Source organism: Paramagnetospirillum marisnigri, assembly GCF_001650715.1.
GTDB lineage: Bacteria > Pseudomonadota > Alphaproteobacteria > Rhodospirillales > Magnetospirillaceae > Phaeospirillum > Phaeospirillum marisnigri.
This window is the reverse complement of sequence record NZ_LWQT01000037.1, coordinates 16,565-31,900: the sequence shown is the minus strand read 5'-3', so window position 1 is coordinate 31,900 and position 15,336 is coordinate 16,565. Positions and strand designations below refer to the sequence as shown.

The 15,336-nt window shown below is 64.9% G+C and carries 19 protein-coding genes; 14 read left to right on the top strand and 5 right to left on the bottom strand.

Going from position 1 to position 15,336, the window contains the following annotated elements; genetic code table 11:
- Nucleotides 1-14 precede the first annotated feature (14 nt).
- Nucleotides 15-209 carry a hypothetical protein gene (locus A6A04_RS02455; protein ID WP_068489669.1) on the bottom strand — a complete coding sequence of 65 codons (195 nt, stop codon included), beginning with the start codon at nt 207-209 and terminating at the stop codon, nt 15-17.
- A gap of 349 nt (nt 210-558) precedes the next feature.
- Between A6A04_RS02455 and A6A04_RS02450 the strand changes: the two genes are divergently transcribed.
- The gene (locus tag A6A04_RS02450) at nt 559-960 is read left to right on the top strand and encodes a DUF1465 family protein (RefSeq protein ID WP_068489668.1); all 402 of its coding nucleotides are present in this window, start codon (nt 559-561) and stop codon (nt 958-960) included.
- A gap of 1 nt (nt 961) precedes the next feature.
- On the opposite strand, the gene A6A04_RS02445 is transcribed toward A6A04_RS02450, so the two are convergent.
- Together A6A04_RS02445 and rpmE are read right to left on the bottom strand one after the other, a co-directional pair.
- Nucleotides 962-2,749, bottom strand: a complete 1,788-nt coding sequence (locus tag A6A04_RS02445) for an adenylate/guanylate cyclase domain-containing protein (protein ID WP_068489667.1) — start codon at nt 2,747-2,749, stop codon at nt 962-964.
- A gap of 164 nt (nt 2,750-2,913) precedes the next feature.
- The gene (rpmE, locus tag A6A04_RS02440; protein WP_068489666.1) at nt 2,914-3,147 is read right to left on the bottom strand and encodes a 50S ribosomal protein L31; all 234 of its coding nucleotides are present in this window, start codon (nt 3,145-3,147) and stop codon (nt 2,914-2,916) included.
- Nucleotides 3,148-3,270: 123 nt separating this feature from the next.
- On the opposite strand from rpmE, the gene cyaY reads away from it, so the two are divergent.
- Nucleotides 3,271-3,576 carry an iron donor protein CyaY gene (gene cyaY / locus A6A04_RS02435; RefSeq protein ID WP_082914645.1) on the top strand — a complete coding sequence of 102 codons (306 nt, stop codon included), beginning with the start codon at nt 3,271-3,273 and terminating at the stop codon, nt 3,574-3,576.
- Nucleotides 3,577-3,706: 130 nt separating this feature from the next.
- Here cyaY and tyrS read toward each other — a convergent pair whose 3' ends face one another.
- Nucleotides 3,707-4,957: a tyrosine--tRNA ligase gene (gene tyrS, locus A6A04_RS02430; protein WP_068489665.1), complete on the bottom strand. Its 1,251-nt coding sequence runs from the start codon at nt 4,955-4,957 to the stop codon at nt 3,707-3,709.
- Between the two features lie 11 nt (nt 4,958-4,968).
- Here tyrS and A6A04_RS02425 point away from each other — a divergent pair, with 11 nt between their 5' ends.
- Together A6A04_RS02425 and A6A04_RS02420 are read left to right on the top strand one after the other, a co-directional pair.
- The gene (locus A6A04_RS02425; RefSeq protein ID WP_082914644.1) at nt 4,969-6,102 is read left to right on the top strand and encodes an anhydro-N-acetylmuramic acid kinase; all 1,134 of its coding nucleotides are present in this window, start codon (nt 4,969-4,971) and stop codon (nt 6,100-6,102) included.
- A gap of 14 nt (nt 6,103-6,116) precedes the next feature.
- The gene (locus A6A04_RS02420) at nt 6,117-6,440 is read left to right on the top strand and encodes a hypothetical protein (protein WP_068489664.1); all 324 of its coding nucleotides are present in this window, start codon (nt 6,117-6,119) and stop codon (nt 6,438-6,440) included.
- 47 nt (nt 6,441-6,487) lie between these two features.
- Here A6A04_RS02420 and A6A04_RS02415 read toward each other — a convergent pair whose 3' ends face one another.
- The gene (locus A6A04_RS02415) at nt 6,488-7,177 is read right to left on the bottom strand and encodes an alpha/beta hydrolase (RefSeq protein ID WP_068489663.1); all 690 of its coding nucleotides are present in this window, start codon (nt 7,175-7,177) and stop codon (nt 6,488-6,490) included.
- Nucleotides 7,178-7,390: 213 nt separating this feature from the next.
- Between A6A04_RS02415 and cysE the strand changes: the two genes are divergently transcribed.
- From cysE to iscX, 10 genes are all read left to right on the top strand, one after another.
- Nucleotides 7,391-8,200, top strand: a complete 810-nt coding sequence (gene cysE, locus A6A04_RS02410) for a serine O-acetyltransferase (protein ID WP_068489662.1) — start codon at nt 7,391-7,393, stop codon at nt 8,198-8,200.
- Between the two features lie 46 nt (nt 8,201-8,246).
- Nucleotides 8,247-8,720 carry an Rrf2 family transcriptional regulator gene (locus A6A04_RS02405; protein WP_068489661.1) on the top strand — a complete coding sequence of 158 codons (474 nt, stop codon included), beginning with the start codon at nt 8,247-8,249 and terminating at the stop codon, nt 8,718-8,720.
- Between the two features lie 23 nt (nt 8,721-8,743).
- Nucleotides 8,744-9,874 (top strand): cysteine desulfurase family protein, encoded by a 1,131-nt coding sequence (locus A6A04_RS02400; protein ID WP_068489660.1) that lies wholly within the window; start codon nt 8,744-8,746, stop codon nt 9,872-9,874.
- 41 nt (nt 9,875-9,915) lie between these two features.
- On the top strand, nt 9,916-11,172 hold the full coding sequence (locus A6A04_RS02395) for an IscS subfamily cysteine desulfurase (protein ID WP_068489659.1): 1,257 nt from the start codon (nt 9,916-9,918) through the stop codon (nt 11,170-11,172).
- Nucleotides 11,173-11,255: 83 nt separating this feature from the next.
- Nucleotides 11,256-11,654 (top strand): Fe-S cluster assembly scaffold IscU, encoded by a 399-nt coding sequence (gene iscU / locus A6A04_RS02390; protein WP_068489658.1) that lies wholly within the window; start codon nt 11,256-11,258, stop codon nt 11,652-11,654.
- Between the two features lie 44 nt (nt 11,655-11,698).
- Nucleotides 11,699-12,034 carry a HesB/IscA family protein gene (locus A6A04_RS02385; protein ID WP_068489657.1) on the top strand — a complete coding sequence of 112 codons (336 nt, stop codon included), beginning with the start codon at nt 11,699-11,701 and terminating at the stop codon, nt 12,032-12,034.
- A 137-nt stretch (nt 12,035-12,171) separates the two neighbouring features.
- Nucleotides 12,172-12,807 (top strand): Fe-S protein assembly co-chaperone HscB, encoded by a 636-nt coding sequence (gene hscB, locus A6A04_RS02380; RefSeq protein ID WP_068489656.1) that lies wholly within the window; start codon nt 12,172-12,174, stop codon nt 12,805-12,807.
- A 1-nt stretch (nt 12,808) separates the two neighbouring features.
- Nucleotides 12,809-14,698, top strand: a complete 1,890-nt coding sequence (hscA, locus tag A6A04_RS02375; protein ID WP_068489655.1) for a Fe-S protein assembly chaperone HscA — start codon at nt 12,809-12,811, stop codon at nt 14,696-14,698.
- 20 nt (nt 14,699-14,718) lie between these two features.
- The gene (locus tag A6A04_RS02370) at nt 14,719-15,057 is read left to right on the top strand and encodes a ferredoxin family 2Fe-2S iron-sulfur cluster binding protein (RefSeq protein ID WP_068489654.1); all 339 of its coding nucleotides are present in this window, start codon (nt 14,719-14,721) and stop codon (nt 15,055-15,057) included.
- A 15-nt stretch (nt 15,058-15,072) separates the two neighbouring features.
- A complete protein-coding gene (iscX, locus tag A6A04_RS02365; RefSeq protein WP_068489653.1) occupies nt 15,073-15,267 on the top strand; it encodes a Fe-S cluster assembly protein IscX in 195 nt (64 codons plus the stop codon).
- The last annotated feature ends 69 nt before the right edge of the window (nt 15,268-15,336 follow it).

Here is a 15,336-nt window from a genome sequence, read left to right as displayed (position 1 = left end):
CTCGGCGGCCCGGCCTACTGGATGCGGGTCAACAGCACCTGGATGTTGGGGTGGTGGTCGAAGGCATCCATGGTCCAGCCCACATCCTTGATGCGATACCACTTGCCGCTGCGGGTTTTGAACGACTGTCCGACTTTCGGGAACATGTCGGACTCGAAGTAGCGGTTGACTTCGCTTTTGTCGAAGCTCTCTGAGATGACGAAACGCATGATACACCAGCCAGGTCAAATTGTTGCTCTCATGATGTTATTGTGAGCGCTGGCGATAATTTATTCAGTGAATGCCTTAACATAGCAATTTTATGTAAATTTTTACTTCAATTCTCGCCGTTGTCATCGCTGTCTTGCTCTGTCGGTGCCCGCGTCGGCGGAGGCTGTAAAAAAATACATCCATGAAATCATATGGATAGCCCGTGTTGGGGGACGGGTCAGGTCTTCACCCGTTGAAGGGGCTAGGTCCAGGTGTCACCTTGGAGAAGAGGAGGCCAAGTGCCCGTGGCTTTCCTTCCTTGGGGCAACCGGTCTAGGCGCCCTGACGAGGGGGGTTGGAGGAGAATGCATGGAGCGACCCGCGTTCTTCCATCGCACCTATGACGAAGCCATGGACCTGATGGTCGAGGCGCGTAACTACATGCGGTTCATCGAGCGCCGCGAGCGGATTGAGGCCGGGGCGACGGTTGGATTGCGCATGAGCTGCGAGGCCATGCGGGTGACGTCGCGGCTGACCCAGGTGATGGCGTGGCTGCTGACACAGCGGGCGGTGCATGTGGGCGAGCTCAGCCCCGAGGAGGCCCTGGCCGAGTCCTCTCGCCTGTCGGGGGCGGGGGTCTGTCTGGACGAGAGTTTTACCCATGACGCCAGCCTGCCCAGCGGCCTTCGCAGCTTGATGGACCGCAGCTATCGCCTTTACGTGCGGGTGGCGCGGCTGGAGGAGATGATGGTGCGGCGCGTGCTGCACTGAGCTACCAGGGGATTTCCCACAGCTGGAACTTGTCGCGGAAGCCTTTGAGCGCATGCATGCCCGCATTGCCCCAGGGAATGGGCTTCGACCCGGCCAGGTCCTTGACCACCTGGGTGCAAAGCGTCTGGTCCGACTGGGTGGCGGCGCAGACGCGGGCGGCCAGCTGCACCGTCGAACCGAACAGGTCGTCCTCTTCCTGGATGGGTTCGCCGGAATTCAGCCCGATGCGCAGATGCAGCGGCAGATTGGGGTTCTTCTCGTTGTGGGTCGCCACCTGGCGCTGGATCTGGATGGTCGCATCCACCGCGTTGGAGGCCGAGGGGAAGGACGCCATGATGCCGTCGCCGGTATGCTTGACCTCGTGCCCGGCGAACTGGGTCAGGGCGGTGCGTACGATGGCGTTGTGCTTGCGCACGATCTCCTGGGCGGCGACGTCGCCGCGGGCCTGGGTCAGGTCGGTGGAGCCGACCATGTCGGTGAACATCACTGTCATGATGGACGGCTTCTTTTCCGAAGATGGCTTGTTCCAGTCCTTGAGCGAGGTCTGCAGCTTGATCTGAGGCGTCAGTTCGTCGCCGGAAGCCCAGGAATCCATGGCTTCCTTGCCCGCCATCACCATCTTGCCGTAACGGGGCTCGCGGGCGTAGTCCATGACCTTCTCATAGAACTGGCCGGACTGGCTGGCCGGGGTTCCCAGCTTCTCGATGATGGATTTCAGCAGATGGCGCTGGCCTTCGGAATCCAGCTTCTTGGAGCTGGCCAGGGCCTGGATGGCACCGGCCATGAACAGGTTGAGACCGAACAGGGTGTACTTGTCCTGCTGGGCACCGCTTTGGCGCACCACCTCGATCGCCTTGTCGACAAAACGGCCGGAAACCGCCTGGCAGGCTTCCAGTGCCGGGGTCTTGGGGGCGGCCTCGGCCAGGGCGGCGGATACCGTGCTGTCTTCCGACAGCGGCGGCGGCTCGTCCTCCTCGGGGCCGGGAAGAATCTCGGGCAGGTTCTCGTCCTCGGAGGCGGGAAAGGGGGGCTCCTCGGGTTCGTCATCGGCCCATTTGTCGGGAATCTGCTCCAAGGCGGCGTCGGCGGCCAGCTTGTTCAGGGACTTTTTCAGCTTGGGATCGGTCGTGGCGGCGGACGCAGGCTTATTCCGGTTCCAGTTGACGGATGGGGTGCTCAGCCGGAAATGGGCCCGGTGCGGCATCATGCGCAGGCCCAGCGGCACGCCGGTCATCAGCATCACCAGGACGAACACGGCGAACAGCAACTGGCCGTATTCGTCGGGAGTGACCTTGAATCCATAATCATAGAGGAAGGTGACAATGATGGGGACCAGGCGCAGGGCGCCCAGCGCCAGTCCCGCCGCCACCAGCAGGACAATCAGCATGCGGAAGACGACGGTGAAGGCCCCGGCGGTTTCGTGATGAGGGGTGCCGCCTCTGCGCGCCGCCGCCACCGCCGCCGCGCCGCCGCCCTTCTTGCCGCCGCCCTTGTGGCCGCTATCGGCGGAAGCACCGCGGCCGCCGCCACCGCCGCCACCTCCACCACCCCTCGCCAACCCGCCCTTCTTAGGCGCGACGACATTGCCGCTGACATAGACATCGGCTTCGTCGAAGGCATTGGTGTCGGTGTTATAGGTCTCGCGCACCACCTTGGTGCGGATGCCCATGGTGTTTTCGATTTCCTTGGCTTCGCGCACGGCCTCGTCCCGTTCCAGGCGCGGGAAGCGCGCATGGAGCATCCAGCCTCGGCCTTCGAGGACATAGACTTCAAAATGGACGATGATCATGGTTGCGCCCAGTAATCCCTAAACTTGCTCTAATCCCTTCGGCAAGTGATGTCCACCGCAAACGCCAATGGCCGACAATTGGTCGGCTTCGATGTCACGGATGCTGGCTGGGATATGGGAGAACGGGCGGCGGCCCGCAAGCCGCCGCCGGTCCGGTCTTGATATCAGGTATTGGTCGACTTGATGCCAAAGCCTTCGAAGCGCTTCTTGAACTTGGCGAGCTGGCCGCCGCTGTCGACCAGACGGTGCACGCCGGTCCAGGCCGGGTGCGACTTGGGGTCGATGTCCAGGCGCAGGGTGTCGCCGGCCTTGCCCATGGTCGAGCGGGTCGTGAACTCGGTGCCGTCCGTCATCACCACGTTGATTTCGTGGTAGTCGGGGTGAATGTTTTCCTTCATGGCCTGGTGCTCCGCAAATCGAAGGCGCCTCTATAACGAAAACGCGTCATCGGCGCAAGCCATCCTTCACCCGGACGTCGAATTCGCGTTAAGCTTCCCGCCCCCCTCCTTGGAGAGCATGGAATGAGTCTGGACGAGAACGCTTTCGCCACAATGGCCGATCGGTTTCTGGAACGCGTGGCGGACGCGGTCGAGGATACCCACGACGATGCCGACGCCGATATCCAGTCGGGCATCCTGACCATCACCTTGCCCGGCATTGGGCAATACGTGATCAACAAGCACGCCCCCAACCGGGAAATCTGGCTGTCCTCGCCGAAAAGCGGCGCCTTTCATTTCGCGCAGCGCGATGGCGACTGGGTCTCGACCCGCGATGCCTCGGTGTCGCTGGTGGCGCTGCTGACCCGGGAGTTGGGGATCGCGCTGTAATCCGTCGATGTCATCCCGACGCCCATCGGGCGGAGGGATCTCGTCCTGATCCGGCATGTCAGTCGTGGCACCGGCAGTCCAGGCGGAGATCCCTCGCCGTCGCTCGGGATGACAGGGCAGGGTTTCCAGCCTAGACCGGCTTGACCAGGATGTGACGCTTCTTGCCTGCCGTCAGCTTGATGACGCCGTCCTTGAGGTCGGCCTCGCCGATGGCGCGGGTCTCGCTGTCCAGTCCGGCGTCGTTGACCTTGCCGCCGCCACCCTTGATCAGCCGCTTGGCGTCGCCGTTCGAGGCGGCCAGCCCGGCCTTGACGAACAGGGCGAAGGCGGGAATGCCCGCCGCCAGCTCGGCGGCCGTGATTTCGACGGTGGGAAGATTGGCATCGGCGGCGCCTTCCTCGAAGGTGCGGCGCGCCGTCTCGGCGGCTTCACGGGCGGCGGCCTCGCCATGGCACAGCCGGGTGATCTCGCCCGCCAGCACCTTCTTGGCCTCGTTGATCTCGGCGCCCTGCAGGGTTTCCAGCTTGGCGATCTCGTCCAGGGGCAGTTCGGTGTAGAGCTTGAGGAAGCGGCCCACATCGGCGTCCTCGGTGTTGCGCCAGTACTGCCAGAACTCCCAGGGGCTGAGCATGTCGGCGTTCAGCCAGACGGCGCCATTGACAGTCTTGCCCATCTTGGCGCCCGAGGCGGTGGTCAGCAGCGGGCTGGTCAGGCCGAACAGCTCGGCCTGATCGGCGCGGCGGCCCAGCTCGACGCCGTTGATGATATTGCCCCACTGGTCCGAGCCGCCCATTTGCAGGATGCAGCGGTTGCGGCGGAACAGCTCGACGAAGTCATAGCCCTGCAACAGCATGTAGTTGAATTCCAGGAAGGTGAGCGGCTGCTCGCGTTCCAGCCGCAGCTTGACCGAATCAAAGGTCAGCATGCGGTTGATGGTAAAGTGGTGGCCGTAGTCGCGCAGGAAGTCGATATAGTTCAGCTTGTCCAGCCAGTCGGCGTTGTTGACCATCACCGCGTCGGTGGCGCCCGCGCCGAACGACAGGTATTTGCCGAACACGGTCTTGATGCCATCCATGTTGCGCTGGATGTCGGCGTCCGACAGCATCTTGCGCGATTCGTCCTTGCCGGTGGGGTCGCCGATGCGGGTGGTGCCGCCGCCCATCAGGACGATGGGCTTGTGGCCGGTCTTCTGCCACCAGCGCAGCAGCATGATCTGCATCAGCCCGCCCACATGCAGCGAGGTGGCGGTGCAGTCGAAGCCGATATAGGCGGCCTGGCAGCCCTCGGTCAGACGCTTGTCCAGGGCTTCCAGGTCGGTGCACTGGTGCATGTAGCCGCGCTCGGTGACGGTGCGCAGGAAATCGGACTTGAGACTGGTCATGGGAGGCCCGTATGGCTTGCTGCTGCGAGGCCGCTCGTTTATCACACCTTGAGGATCGCTACAATCGGAGGGGTGCCGTGCTGGCTCTGGGCCTGATGAGCGGAACATCGCTGGACGGCGTCGACGCCGCCCTGGTGGAAACCGATGGCGAGCGGGTGCTCGGCCTCGGTCCCAGCCTGACCGTTCCCTATGAGCCCGGGTTCCGCCAGCGCCTGCGGGCGGTGCTGGGCGGTGTCGGTCCGGTGGCGGAGGTCGAGCGCGACCTGACCCTGATCCATGCCGAGGTGGTCCGATGCCTGTTGGTCCAGGCCGGGCTGGCGCCGTCGGCGGTGGGGCTGATCGGCTTTCACGGCCATACCATCTTGCATCGGCCCGAGGAACGCCGGACCTGGCAGATCGGCGATGGCGCTCTGCTGGCCGCCACCACCGGCATCGACGTGGTCTGCGATTTCCGCGCCAATGACGTGGCCGAAGGTGGCCAGGGGGCGCCGCTGGTGCCGGTCTACCACCGAGCCCTGGCCGCCGGTCTGGACGCGCCGCTGGCGGTGCTCAATCTGGGCGGCGTCGGCAATGTCACCTGGATCGGGCGGGATGGGGGGCTGCTGGCCTTCGATACCGGTCCCGGCAACGCCCTGCTCGACGACTGGGCCCTGGCCCATACCGGCCAGCCGGTGGACCTGGATGGCCGCCTGGCGGATTCGGGGCGGGTGGATCAAGCGGCGGTGGCCGCCTTCCTGGCCCATCCCTATTTCGACCGGGTGCCGCCCAAATCCCTCGACCGCGACGATTTCCAGGCCCATGCCGCCGCCCTGGTGACGGGACTTTCCGCCGCCGATGGCGCCGCCACCCTGGCCGCCTTCACCGTGGCCTCGGTCGCGGCGGCATCACGCTGGTTTCCGGAGCCCGTGGCCCGCTGGCTGGTCTGCGGCGGCGGTCGCCGTAATCCTGCCATCATGCGGGCGTTGACTGAGTCCCTGGCGGTTGCGGTCGAGCCGGTGGACATCGTCGGCTGGGATGGCGATGCCCTGGAAGCCCAGGCCTTCGCCTTCCTGGCGGCGCGGGTCAAGGCCGGGTTGCCCCTGACTTTTCCGCAAACCACCGGCGCGCCCCGGCCGCTGGGTGGCGGGCGGGTGTTTCGAGCATGAGGAGTGTACGAGTGATGCGTTACGCAACCCTGTTGGCCGGGCTGGCCCTGGCGCTGGTCCTGGCGGCTCCGGCCCGGGCCGATCAGGCCACGGCCATGGCCGATATTCGCAGCCGCCCTGGAGTGCTGGACGCCTCCATCGACGACAAGGGCAATCTGTGGGTGGTGGTGAAGAACGCCAACATCTCCTGGCCGCAATACGCCGCCTTCATGTGCGACGTGGTGCGGCCCCACAAGGCGCGGGTGTTCATCTCGCGCATCGTCGATGTCACCTCGGTGGGGCGGGGCAAGAAGTCGTCGGAATGGAAGCAACTGGCCCAGGCGGCCTGCGGCGGCTGATCCGTCAAGCCCCTCGACGCGGCGGGGGCTTGACGGAGCCGCGAGGGTCAGGGCAGGGCGACGGCCAGTTCCGGCTCGCGCACCACCGGGGCGGTGGTGTCGGTGATGGCCTGTCCCAGATAGGAATCCACCATCTCGCTCAGGGTTTCCAGATGGGTGCCGAAAAAGTGGTTGGCCCCCTCGATGGTCTGGTACTTGACCCGGATATTGCGCTGGCTGGCCAGCTTGGTGGCCAGCTTGGCGACGGTGGGCTCCGGGACAAGGTCATCGGCGGCGCCGTGGACGATCAGGCCCGAGGACGGGCAGGGCGCCAGGAACGAGAAATCGAACACGTTGGCCGGAGGCGCCACCGAGATGAAGCCGTCGATTTCCGGACGGCGCATCAGGAGCTGCATGCCGATCCAGGCGCCGAACGAAAAGCCGCCGACCCAGCAGGCCGCCGCGTTGGGATTGAAGGACTGCATCCAATCCAGCGCCGAGGCGGCGTCCGACAGTTCGCCCTGGCCATTGTCGAACTTGCCCTGGCTGCGGCCGACACCACGGAAATTGAAGCGGAGCGTCGAGAAACCACGGCGCACGAAGGCGTGATACAAGGCGTAGACCACCTTGTTGTTCATGGTGCCGCCATGCTGGGGATGGGGATGCAGCAGCAATGCCAGCGGCGCGTTGGCCGACTTGCCGTGATGATAGCGCCCTTCAAGGCGTCCGTCGGGTCCGTTGAAAATCACTTCAGGCATGGCTCAGCGTAACACTCCAAGGCCCGGTTCCGCTCCTATACCTGAGTCGCGGGATCGGGGAAAAACCACATATTTTCGAGGAATTCCACCGGCTAAACTTGACCGGCTTTGTCGGGCATCCTATATTCACTTTCGATATCCCGGCGCCACCCGATGGGCTCCCCCCTGACGACCGCGCCGGCGTCCTGGCGGTACATTAACATATTGAGAGCTATGCTTTTCAAGAGTCTTCAAGAGGACATCGCGTCCATTCGGCAACGCGACCCCGCCGCCCACTCCTGGTTGGAGGTGGTGCTGTGCTATCCCGGCCTGCATGCCATCGTCTTGCACAGGCTGTCGCGATGGTGCTGGCATCGGGGCTTTCGGGTGCTGGGACGCTTCATCTCGCATGTGGCCAAGATCTTTACCGGCATCGAGATTCATCCCGCCGCCACCATCGGCCCGCGCTTCTTCATTGACCACGGCACCGGCGTGGTCATCGGCGAGACCGCGGTGATCGGCGCCGATGTGACGCTTTACCACGGCGTTACCCTGGGCGGCACCTCGCTGCACAAGGGCAAGCGCCATCCCACCCTCGAGGACGGCGTGATCGTCGGTTCGGGCGCCCAGGTGCTGGGCCCCATCACCGTTGGCAAGGGCGCGCGCATCGGCGCCAATGCCGTGGTGCTGACCGATGTGCCACCGGGGGTGACCATGGTGGGCATTCCGGCGCGCATGGTGATGCGCCGTCAGGAAGGCGAGTTCTGCGCCTATGGCCTGTCCCAGGACGATCTGCCCGATCCGGTGGCGCGCGCCATTGATTCTGTCCGTGGGCAGGTCAGCGCCCTGCTGGAACGGGTGCAGGAACTGGAAACCGAGCTGCACGGCCATCCCACCGAGGCCTGCGGCCGCATTCCCCGCATGATTCCCGGCGAGGCGGCCCGGGGCGAGATGCCGGAGGCGGATCATGCCGCCGGGTCGGCCAAGGGGCGCAATGCCCTGGAAAATCAAGACAAAGATACCGAAGACGCAAAGCAGTCATAGGGGCGGGCGGCCGTGCCGCACCGACCCGGAACAGGGAGATGCCATCGTGAAACTCAGCACCAAGGGACGCTACGCCGTCATGGCCATGGTCGACCTGGCCAGCCACTCCCAGGGAAGCCCCGTCGCGCTGGCCGATATCGCCGAGCGCCAGGAGATTTCGCTGTCCTATCTCGAGCAGTTGTTCGGCAAGCTGCGCAAGGGCGGGCTGGTGAAAAGCGTGCGCGGTCCGGGGGGCGGCTATCTGTTGTCGCGAATCCCACAACAGACGCGCATTTCCGACATCATCCTGGCGGTGGATGAACCAATCCAGACCACCCGCTGCTCGCCGGGCTCGCCGGCCGGCTGTCACAACAACAAGGGCCGATGCCTGACCCATGACCTGTGGGAGGAGTTGGGCAACCAGATTTACCTCTATCTCAGCTCGGTCTCGCTGGCCGATGTGTGCGAGCGCCGCCTGTTGGGCAGCTCAGGCATGTTCCACGGCGGTACCGCGCCCTCGACGGGCGTGGCGGCGCAATAGGGCGGAAACGGAAAGGACAAGCGGTGAGCCGGGCCGTCTACCTGGATTACAACGCCGGAGCCCCGGTTCGTCCGGAGGTGGCGGCGGCCATGGCGGAAGTCCTGCGGATGGCGGGCAATCCGTCCTCGGTCCATGCCTGGGGGCGGGCGGCCCGGCAAAAGCTGGAACAGGCCCGCGCCCAGGTGGCGGCCCTGGTGGATGCCGACCCCGCCGGGGTGGTCTTCACCTCGGGAGGCACCGAAGCCAACGCCTTGGCCCTGGCCGGTTGTGGCCGTGTGCATCGGCTGGTTTCGGCGGTGGAACATCCCTCGATCCTTGACGCCGGGGCAGCGGCGACGCTGCCGGTGGACCGCCTGGGGCGCGTCGATCTGGTGGCCCTGGACACCATGCTGGCGGGTCAGGCGGGGGCTACCCTGGTTTCAGTCATGCTGGCCAATAACGAGACCGGCGTGATCCAGCCGATTTCCGAGGTTTCACGGGTCTGTCGCGCCCATGGCGCCCTGCTTCATTGCGATGCGGCGCAGGCGGGCGGACGGATTCCCGTCTCAATTCGGCATTTAAATGCTGATTTTCTGACGCTGTCCGCTCATAAATTGGGAGGCCCCGCTGGCGTGGGCGCCCTGGTCCTGGCCGATGCCGATTTCGTGTTGGCACCAATCTTGCTGGGAGGTGGGCAGGAACGACGTCGACGGGCCGGGACCGAGAACTTGATCGGAATTGTCGGATTCGGAACGGTGGCTCAATCGGCCGGAGGTGATTTGTCGGACACAAACACCATATCTGCACTTCGGGGGCTGCGCGACCGGCTGGAAGGCCGGGCGCTGGCCCGGGTGCCCCGGGCGGTGCTCATCGCGGCCGAGGCGGAGCGTCTGCCCAACACCGTTTGCCTGGCGCTGCCCGGCGTGGCGGCGCAAACCCAGGTGATGGCGCTGGATCTGGCCGGAGTGATGGTCAGCGCCGGGGCCGCCTGCTCGTCGGGCAAGGTGGCGGAAAGCCGGGTGCTGGCGGCCATGGGGCTGGAGCCCGATCTGCGGGGTTCGGCCATCCGGGTCAGCCTGGGCTGGGATACCCGGCCCGAGGATATCGAGAGTTTCCTGGATGCCTGGGTCGATCTGGCCCGGCGCAAGGGATTTGGGATTTCGGAGGCGGCCTGACGGCTGCTTGTGCGACAAGAAGATGAAGAAGGGATAACCAGATGACCGCGATCGGCGCCAAACCCTGTCCGACCCTGGCCCGCAGGCCCGGAACCCCCGTCTACCTGGATTACCAGGCGACCACGCCTTGTGATCCCCGGGTGGTGGAGGCCATGCTGCCCTGGTTCACCGAGAAGTTCGGCAATCCCCATTCCCGCAACCATGCTTATGGCTGGGAAGCCGAGGAAGCGGTGGAAAAGGCCCGTGAACAGGTGGCCGCCATCATCGGCGCCGATGCCAAGGAAGTGATCTTCACCTCGGGCGCCACCGAATCCAACAATCTGGCGCTGAAGGGCGTGGCCCATTTCTACAAGGACAAGCGCAACCACATCGTTACCGTGGTCACCGAGCACAAATGCGTGCTCGACACCTGCCGCCATCTTGAGCAGGAAGGTTTCACCGTCACCTATCTGCCGGTGAAAAGCGACGGTCTGGTGGATCTGGCCGAGTTGGAGGCCGCCATCACCGACCAGACGGTGATCGTCTCGGTCATGGCGGTGAACAACGAGATCGGCGTCATTCAGCCCATCGCCGAGATCGGGGCGCTGTGCCGCAAGAAGGGTGCCTTCTTTCATACCGACTGTGCCCAGGCGGTGGGCAAGATTCCGCTCGACGTCAATGCCATGAACATCGACCTCATGAGCATCTCGGGTCACAAGATTTATGGCCCGAAGGGTGTCGGCGCCCTGTATGTCCGCCGCCGTCCCCGGGTGCGGCTGGTGCCGCTGATCACCGGCGGCGGCCAGGAGCGCGGCATGCGCTCGGGCACGCTGTCGACCCCGCTCTGTGTCGGCATCGGCGAGGCCTGCGCCCTGGCCCAGGCCGAGATGGCGAGCGAGGCCGAGCGCCTGAAATCCTTGCGCGACCGCCTGCTGGGCGGGTTGAAGCAGCGGCTGCCCGAAATTTACGTCAATGGCGACCTGGACCACCGGGTGCCCGGCAATCTCAACATCTCCTTCGCCTTCGTCGAGGGCGAGGGGCTGATGATGGGCGTCAAGGAACTGGCGGTATCCTCGGGTTCGGCCTGTACCTCGGCCTCGCTGGAGCCCTCCTATGTGCTGCGCGCCCTCGGTCTCGACGCCGAGATGGCGCACACATCCTTGCGCTTCGGCCTGGGGCGCTTCACAACCGAGGAAGACATCACCTTCGCCATCGACCACATCGTCGAGGCGGTGGAGCATCTGCGCTCCATGAGCCCCTTGTGGGACATGCATCTTGAAGGGGTCGACATCAAGTCGATCCAATGGGCCGAGCACTAATGTTGCACTGCCCACCAATGGGCGTGCTATACTCTTTAGAATTATTCCGGGTTAGACGCCCGGACTGACGTTGGAGGCAGGTTATGGCGTACAGCGACAAGGTCATCGACCACTACGAGCACCCGCGCAATGTGGGCGCCCTGGACAAGGACGACGGCGCGGTCGGCACCGGTCTGGTGGGCGCGCCCGCCTGTGGCGACGTGATGAAGCTGCAGATCAAGGTCAGCGCCGAGGGCATCATCGAGGATGCCAAGTTCAAGACTTTCGGCTGTGGCTCGGCCATTGCGTCCAGCTCGCTGGTGACCGAATGGGTCAAGGGCAAGACCCTGGACGAGGCGGCCGCCATCAAGAACACCGACATCGCCCAGGAACTGGCGCTGCCGCCGGTCAAGATCCATTGTTCGGTTCTCGCCGAGGATGCTATCAAGGCCGCCATCGCCGACTACAAGAAGAAGTCGGGCAAGGACGAAGCGGCGGAGTAATCCGCCGCTACCTTTCGGATCAAGACCAACAAGAGGGGAAAGCCATGGCTCCCGCACCCATGACCATCACCGAAGCCGCCGCCGAGCGGGTCAAGGCCATGCTTGCCAAGCGGGGCAAGCCGTCCGTCGGTATCCGTATCGGCGTCCGTTCCAAGGGCTGCTCCGGCATGTCCTACACCCTGGAATACGCCGACGAGAAGACCCAGTTCGACGAAGTCGTCGAGGATAAGGGCATCACCGTCCTGATCGACCCCAAGGCGACCATGTTCATCCTGGGAACCGAAATGGACTATGTCGACGAGAAGATGCAGTCCGGCTTCGTGTTCCGCAATCCCAACGAAAAGGGCCGCTGCGGCTGCGGCGAGTCGTTCCACGTCTAGTTGTTTGGCTTCGTCACCCCCGCGCAGGCGGGGGTCCATGCTGGGGGCGCGCCTGATGCCGGAGACCCGGAAATGTGCGAACAGTCGCATGGATTCCCGCTTTCGCGGGAATGACGACCGTTTTCAGAGATAGTGCTATGAACGCCTCCGCCATATCCGCTTCCGCCGCCGCCGTGGTGCCGTGCTGGTCCTGCAAGGGACCGGTGGCGGCCCGCGCCCTGTTCTGTTCCGTCTGCGGCGCCGTCCAGGGGCCGGGCACCATCGACCATTATACCCGCCTCGGCATGGCGCCCAGCTTCGACATCGACCTGGAGGAATTGCAGAAGCAGTATTTCGGCTTCCAGCGCCGCCTGCATCCCGACCGTTTCGCCTCCAAGTCGCCCAAGGAACGGGCCCTGTCGCAAAGCCAGGCCACCGCGCTGAACGAGGCCCACGAGACCCTGAAGGACCCGCTGAAGCGCGCCGCCTATCTGCTGGCGCTGCGGGGCCATCCGGTGGACCTCACCGCCTGTGGCACCATCAACGACCGTGAATTGCTGATGGAGCAGATGGAAAAGCGCGAAGCCCTGGCCGAGGCCGAGACCCCGGAACAGGTGGCCAAGCTGGCCATGGAGAACGAGTCCGAGGTCATCGCCTGCCAGTGCCATATCTCGGCCGCCTTCAACGCCGATAATCTGGACGAGGCCGCCCATCTGTCCATCCGGCTGAAATACCTGGTCAAGCTGGCCGAGGAGGCCCGCTCCAAGAAATCCCGCGTGACGAGGAAAATCTAGCATGCTGTTGCAGTTGCATGAACCCGGCGAAAGCCCGGCGCCGCACGAGTCCGAGCGCGGCCATGCCGTGGGTATCGATCTCGGAACCACCAATTCCGTGGTGGCGGTGGCCCGGGATGGCGAGACCGAGGTTCTGCGCGATGCCGATGGCAAGGGGCTGATCCCCTCGGTGGTCTATTACGGCGACGACGGCGAGGTCGTGGTCGGCCAGGACGCAAGGCGCATGCTGCTGGAATATCCCGACCGGGTGGTCAGCTCGGTCAAGCGCCTGATGGGACGCGGCACCGAGGACCTCAAGACCCTGGCCGGAACCCTGCCGTTCAAGCTGGACGTGGCCGCCGATGGCGGCATGGTGCGCCTGTCCGTGGCGGGCCGCACCCTGACGCCGGTGGAGGTCTCCGCCGACATCCTGCGCGCCGTCAAGGCCCGGGCCGAGGCCGCCCAGGGCAAGACCGTGGATCGCGCCGTGGTCACGGTTCCCGCCTATTTCGACGATGGGGCGCGGACCGCCACCAAGGACGCCGCCCGGCTGGCCGGGCTCGACGTGCTGCGGCTGGTCAACGAACCCACCGCGGCCGCCCTGGCCTATGGCTTGGACAACGCCGCCGAGGGCATCTACGTGGTCTATGACTTAGGGGGAGGCACCTTCGATGTCTCCATCCTGCGCATGGAAAAGGGCGTGTTCCAGGTCAAGGCCACCGGCGGCGATGCCGCCCTGGGCGGCGACGACATCGACCACGCCATCGCCGAGCGCTTCCTGGCCGAGCGGGTCAAGGAACACGGCGAGGAAACCATCACCGAGGGCGAGGCCAAGCAGGCCCTGGCCGCCGCCCGGGTCGCCAAGGAATGCCTGTCGGGGCGTAAGGATGGCGAATGGGTCATCGAGGTCGACGCCAAGCCGTCGCGCCATGCCCTGACCCGCGACGAGCTGGAAGCCCTGTCCACGCCGCTGGTGGACCGCACCATTTCCATCTGCCGCGCCGTGATCGAGGATTCCGGCATCGACACCGATGACATCAAGGGCGTGGTGCTGGTGGGTGGGTCCACCCGCATGCCGCTGGTGCGGCGCAAGGTGAAGGAAATCTTCGGCCGCGATCCCCTCTCCGACATCAATCCCGACGAGGTGGTGGCGGTGGGCGCCGCGCTGCAGGCCGAGGCCCTGACCGTGGGCTCCGACACCTTGCTGCTGGACGTGACGCCGCTCTCGCTCGGCATCGAGACCATGGGCGGCATCGTCGAGAAGGTGATCCCGCGCAACACCCCCATTCCGGTGGCCATGGCCCAGGAATTCACCACCTATCAGGATGGCCAGACCGCCATGGCCATCCATGTGCTGCAAGGCGAGCGCGAGATGGTGGACCAATGCCGCTCGCTGGCCCGCTTCGTGCTGCGCGGCATTCCCAACATGGCGGCCGGAGCGGCCCGCATCCGCGTCACTTTCACAGTGGATGCCGACGGGCTGCTGACCGTGTCGGCCTCGGAAGCCACCACCGGAGTCGAGCAGCAGGTGGCGGTGAAGCCGTCCTATGGCCTGACCGAGGACGAAATGGCCACAATGCTGCGCGATTCCCTGGTCCACGCCAAGGACGACATGGCCAATCGCCTGTTCGCGGAAACGGCGGTGGAAGCCCGCCGTTCGGTGCTGGCGGTGCAGGCGGCGCTGAATGTGGACTCAGACCTCTTGTCTGAAACCGAGCGACAGGATATCGATAGCGCCATCGAACGGGTCGATCAGGCGATCGCCTCCAACGACCGCGACGCCGTCACCGCCGCCACCGAAGGCCTGGAGGCCGCCACCAAGACCTTCGCCGAACGGCGGATGGATCGGGGCATCCGGGCGGCGCTGGCGGGGATGGCGGTGGACAAGCTGGACGACGCCCTCGGCGAATGAATTAGAGAAGGCCACCCTCCATGCCCAAGATGACGTTCATCGCCCCCGATGGTTCCACCAAGGAAGTGGATGCCGCCGAGGGGCTGTCGGTCCTCGAGATCGCCCACCGCAACAAGATCGAACTGGAAGGCGCCTGCGAGGGCTCGCTGGCCTGTTCCACCTGCCATGTGGTGGTGGCCAAGGACTGGTACGACAAGCTGTCCCCCGCCACCGAGGACGAGGAGGACATGCTGGACTTGGCTTTCGGCCTGACCGCCACCTCGCGGCTGGGCTGCCAGATCATCATGAGCAAGGATCTGGACGGTCTGGTGGTGACGCTGCCCGCCGCCACCCGCAACATGATGGTCGACAAGAAGTAGCGACGGGGGCTGGCGATGAAGTGGACCGATACCCTCGACATCGCCATCGCCCTGGAAGAGGCGCATCCCGGCGTCGACAATGTCAATCTGCGCTATACCGACCTGCACCGCTGGGTCCTGGAGCTTGACGGGTTCGACGACGATCCCGCCAAGTCCAACGAAAAGATCCTGGAAGCCATCCAGATGGCCTGGATCGACGAACGGGACTGACGGAGACTCCGTCTTCCGTCATCACCGGGCTTGACCCGGTGGTCCACGTGGTTCCGCTCCCATAGTCGG

Coding starts and splice junctions, on each gene's coding strand:
- A6A04_RS02420 (WP_068489664.1), top strand. CDS start 6,117: ATGCGTTACGCAACCCTGTTGGCCGGGCTGGCCCTGGCGCTGGTCCTG.
- A6A04_RS02370 (WP_068489654.1), top strand. CDS start 14,719: ATGCCCAAGATGACGTTCATCGCCCCCGATGGTTCCACCAAGGAAGTG.
- iscU (WP_068489658.1), top strand. CDS start 11,256: ATGGCGTACAGCGACAAGGTCATCGACCACTACGAGCACCCGCGCAAT.
- A6A04_RS02445 (WP_068489667.1), bottom strand. CDS start 2,749: ATGATCATCGTCCATTTTGAAGTCTATGTCCTCGAAGGCCGAGGCTGG.
- A6A04_RS02385 (WP_068489657.1), top strand. CDS start 11,699: ATGGCTCCCGCACCCATGACCATCACCGAAGCCGCCGCCGAGCGGGTC.
- A6A04_RS02450 (WP_068489668.1), top strand. CDS start 559: ATGGAGCGACCCGCGTTCTTCCATCGCACCTATGACGAAGCCATGGAC.
- cysE (WP_068489662.1), top strand. CDS start 7,391: ATGCTTTTCAAGAGTCTTCAAGAGGACATCGCGTCCATTCGGCAACGC.
- rpmE (WP_068489666.1), bottom strand. CDS start 3,147: ATGAAGGAAAACATTCACCCCGACTACCACGAAATCAACGTGGTGATG.
- cyaY (WP_082914645.1), top strand. CDS start 3,271: ATGAGTCTGGACGAGAACGCTTTCGCCACAATGGCCGATCGGTTTCTG.
- tyrS (WP_068489665.1), bottom strand. CDS start 4,957: ATGACCAGTCTCAAGTCCGATTTCCTGCGCACCGTCACCGAGCGCGGC.
- iscX (WP_068489653.1), top strand. CDS start 15,073: ATGAAGTGGACCGATACCCTCGACATCGCCATCGCCCTGGAAGAGGCG.
- A6A04_RS02395 (WP_068489659.1), top strand. CDS start 9,916: ATGACCGCGATCGGCGCCAAACCCTGTCCGACCCTGGCCCGCAGGCCC.
- A6A04_RS02455 (WP_068489669.1), bottom strand. CDS start 209: ATGCGTTTCGTCATCTCAGAGAGCTTCGACAAAAGCGAAGTCAACCGC.
- A6A04_RS02415 (WP_068489663.1), bottom strand. CDS start 7,177: ATGCCTGAAGTGATTTTCAACGGACCCGACGGACGCCTTGAAGGGCGC.
- A6A04_RS02425 (WP_082914644.1), top strand. CDS start 4,969: ATGGCTTGCTGCTGCGAGGCCGCTCGTTTATCACACCTTGAGGATCGC.
- hscA (WP_068489655.1), top strand. CDS start 12,809: ATGCTGTTGCAGTTGCATGAACCCGGCGAAAGCCCGGCGCCGCACGAG.
- hscB (WP_068489656.1), top strand. CDS start 12,172: ATGAACGCCTCCGCCATATCCGCTTCCGCCGCCGCCGTGGTGCCGTGC.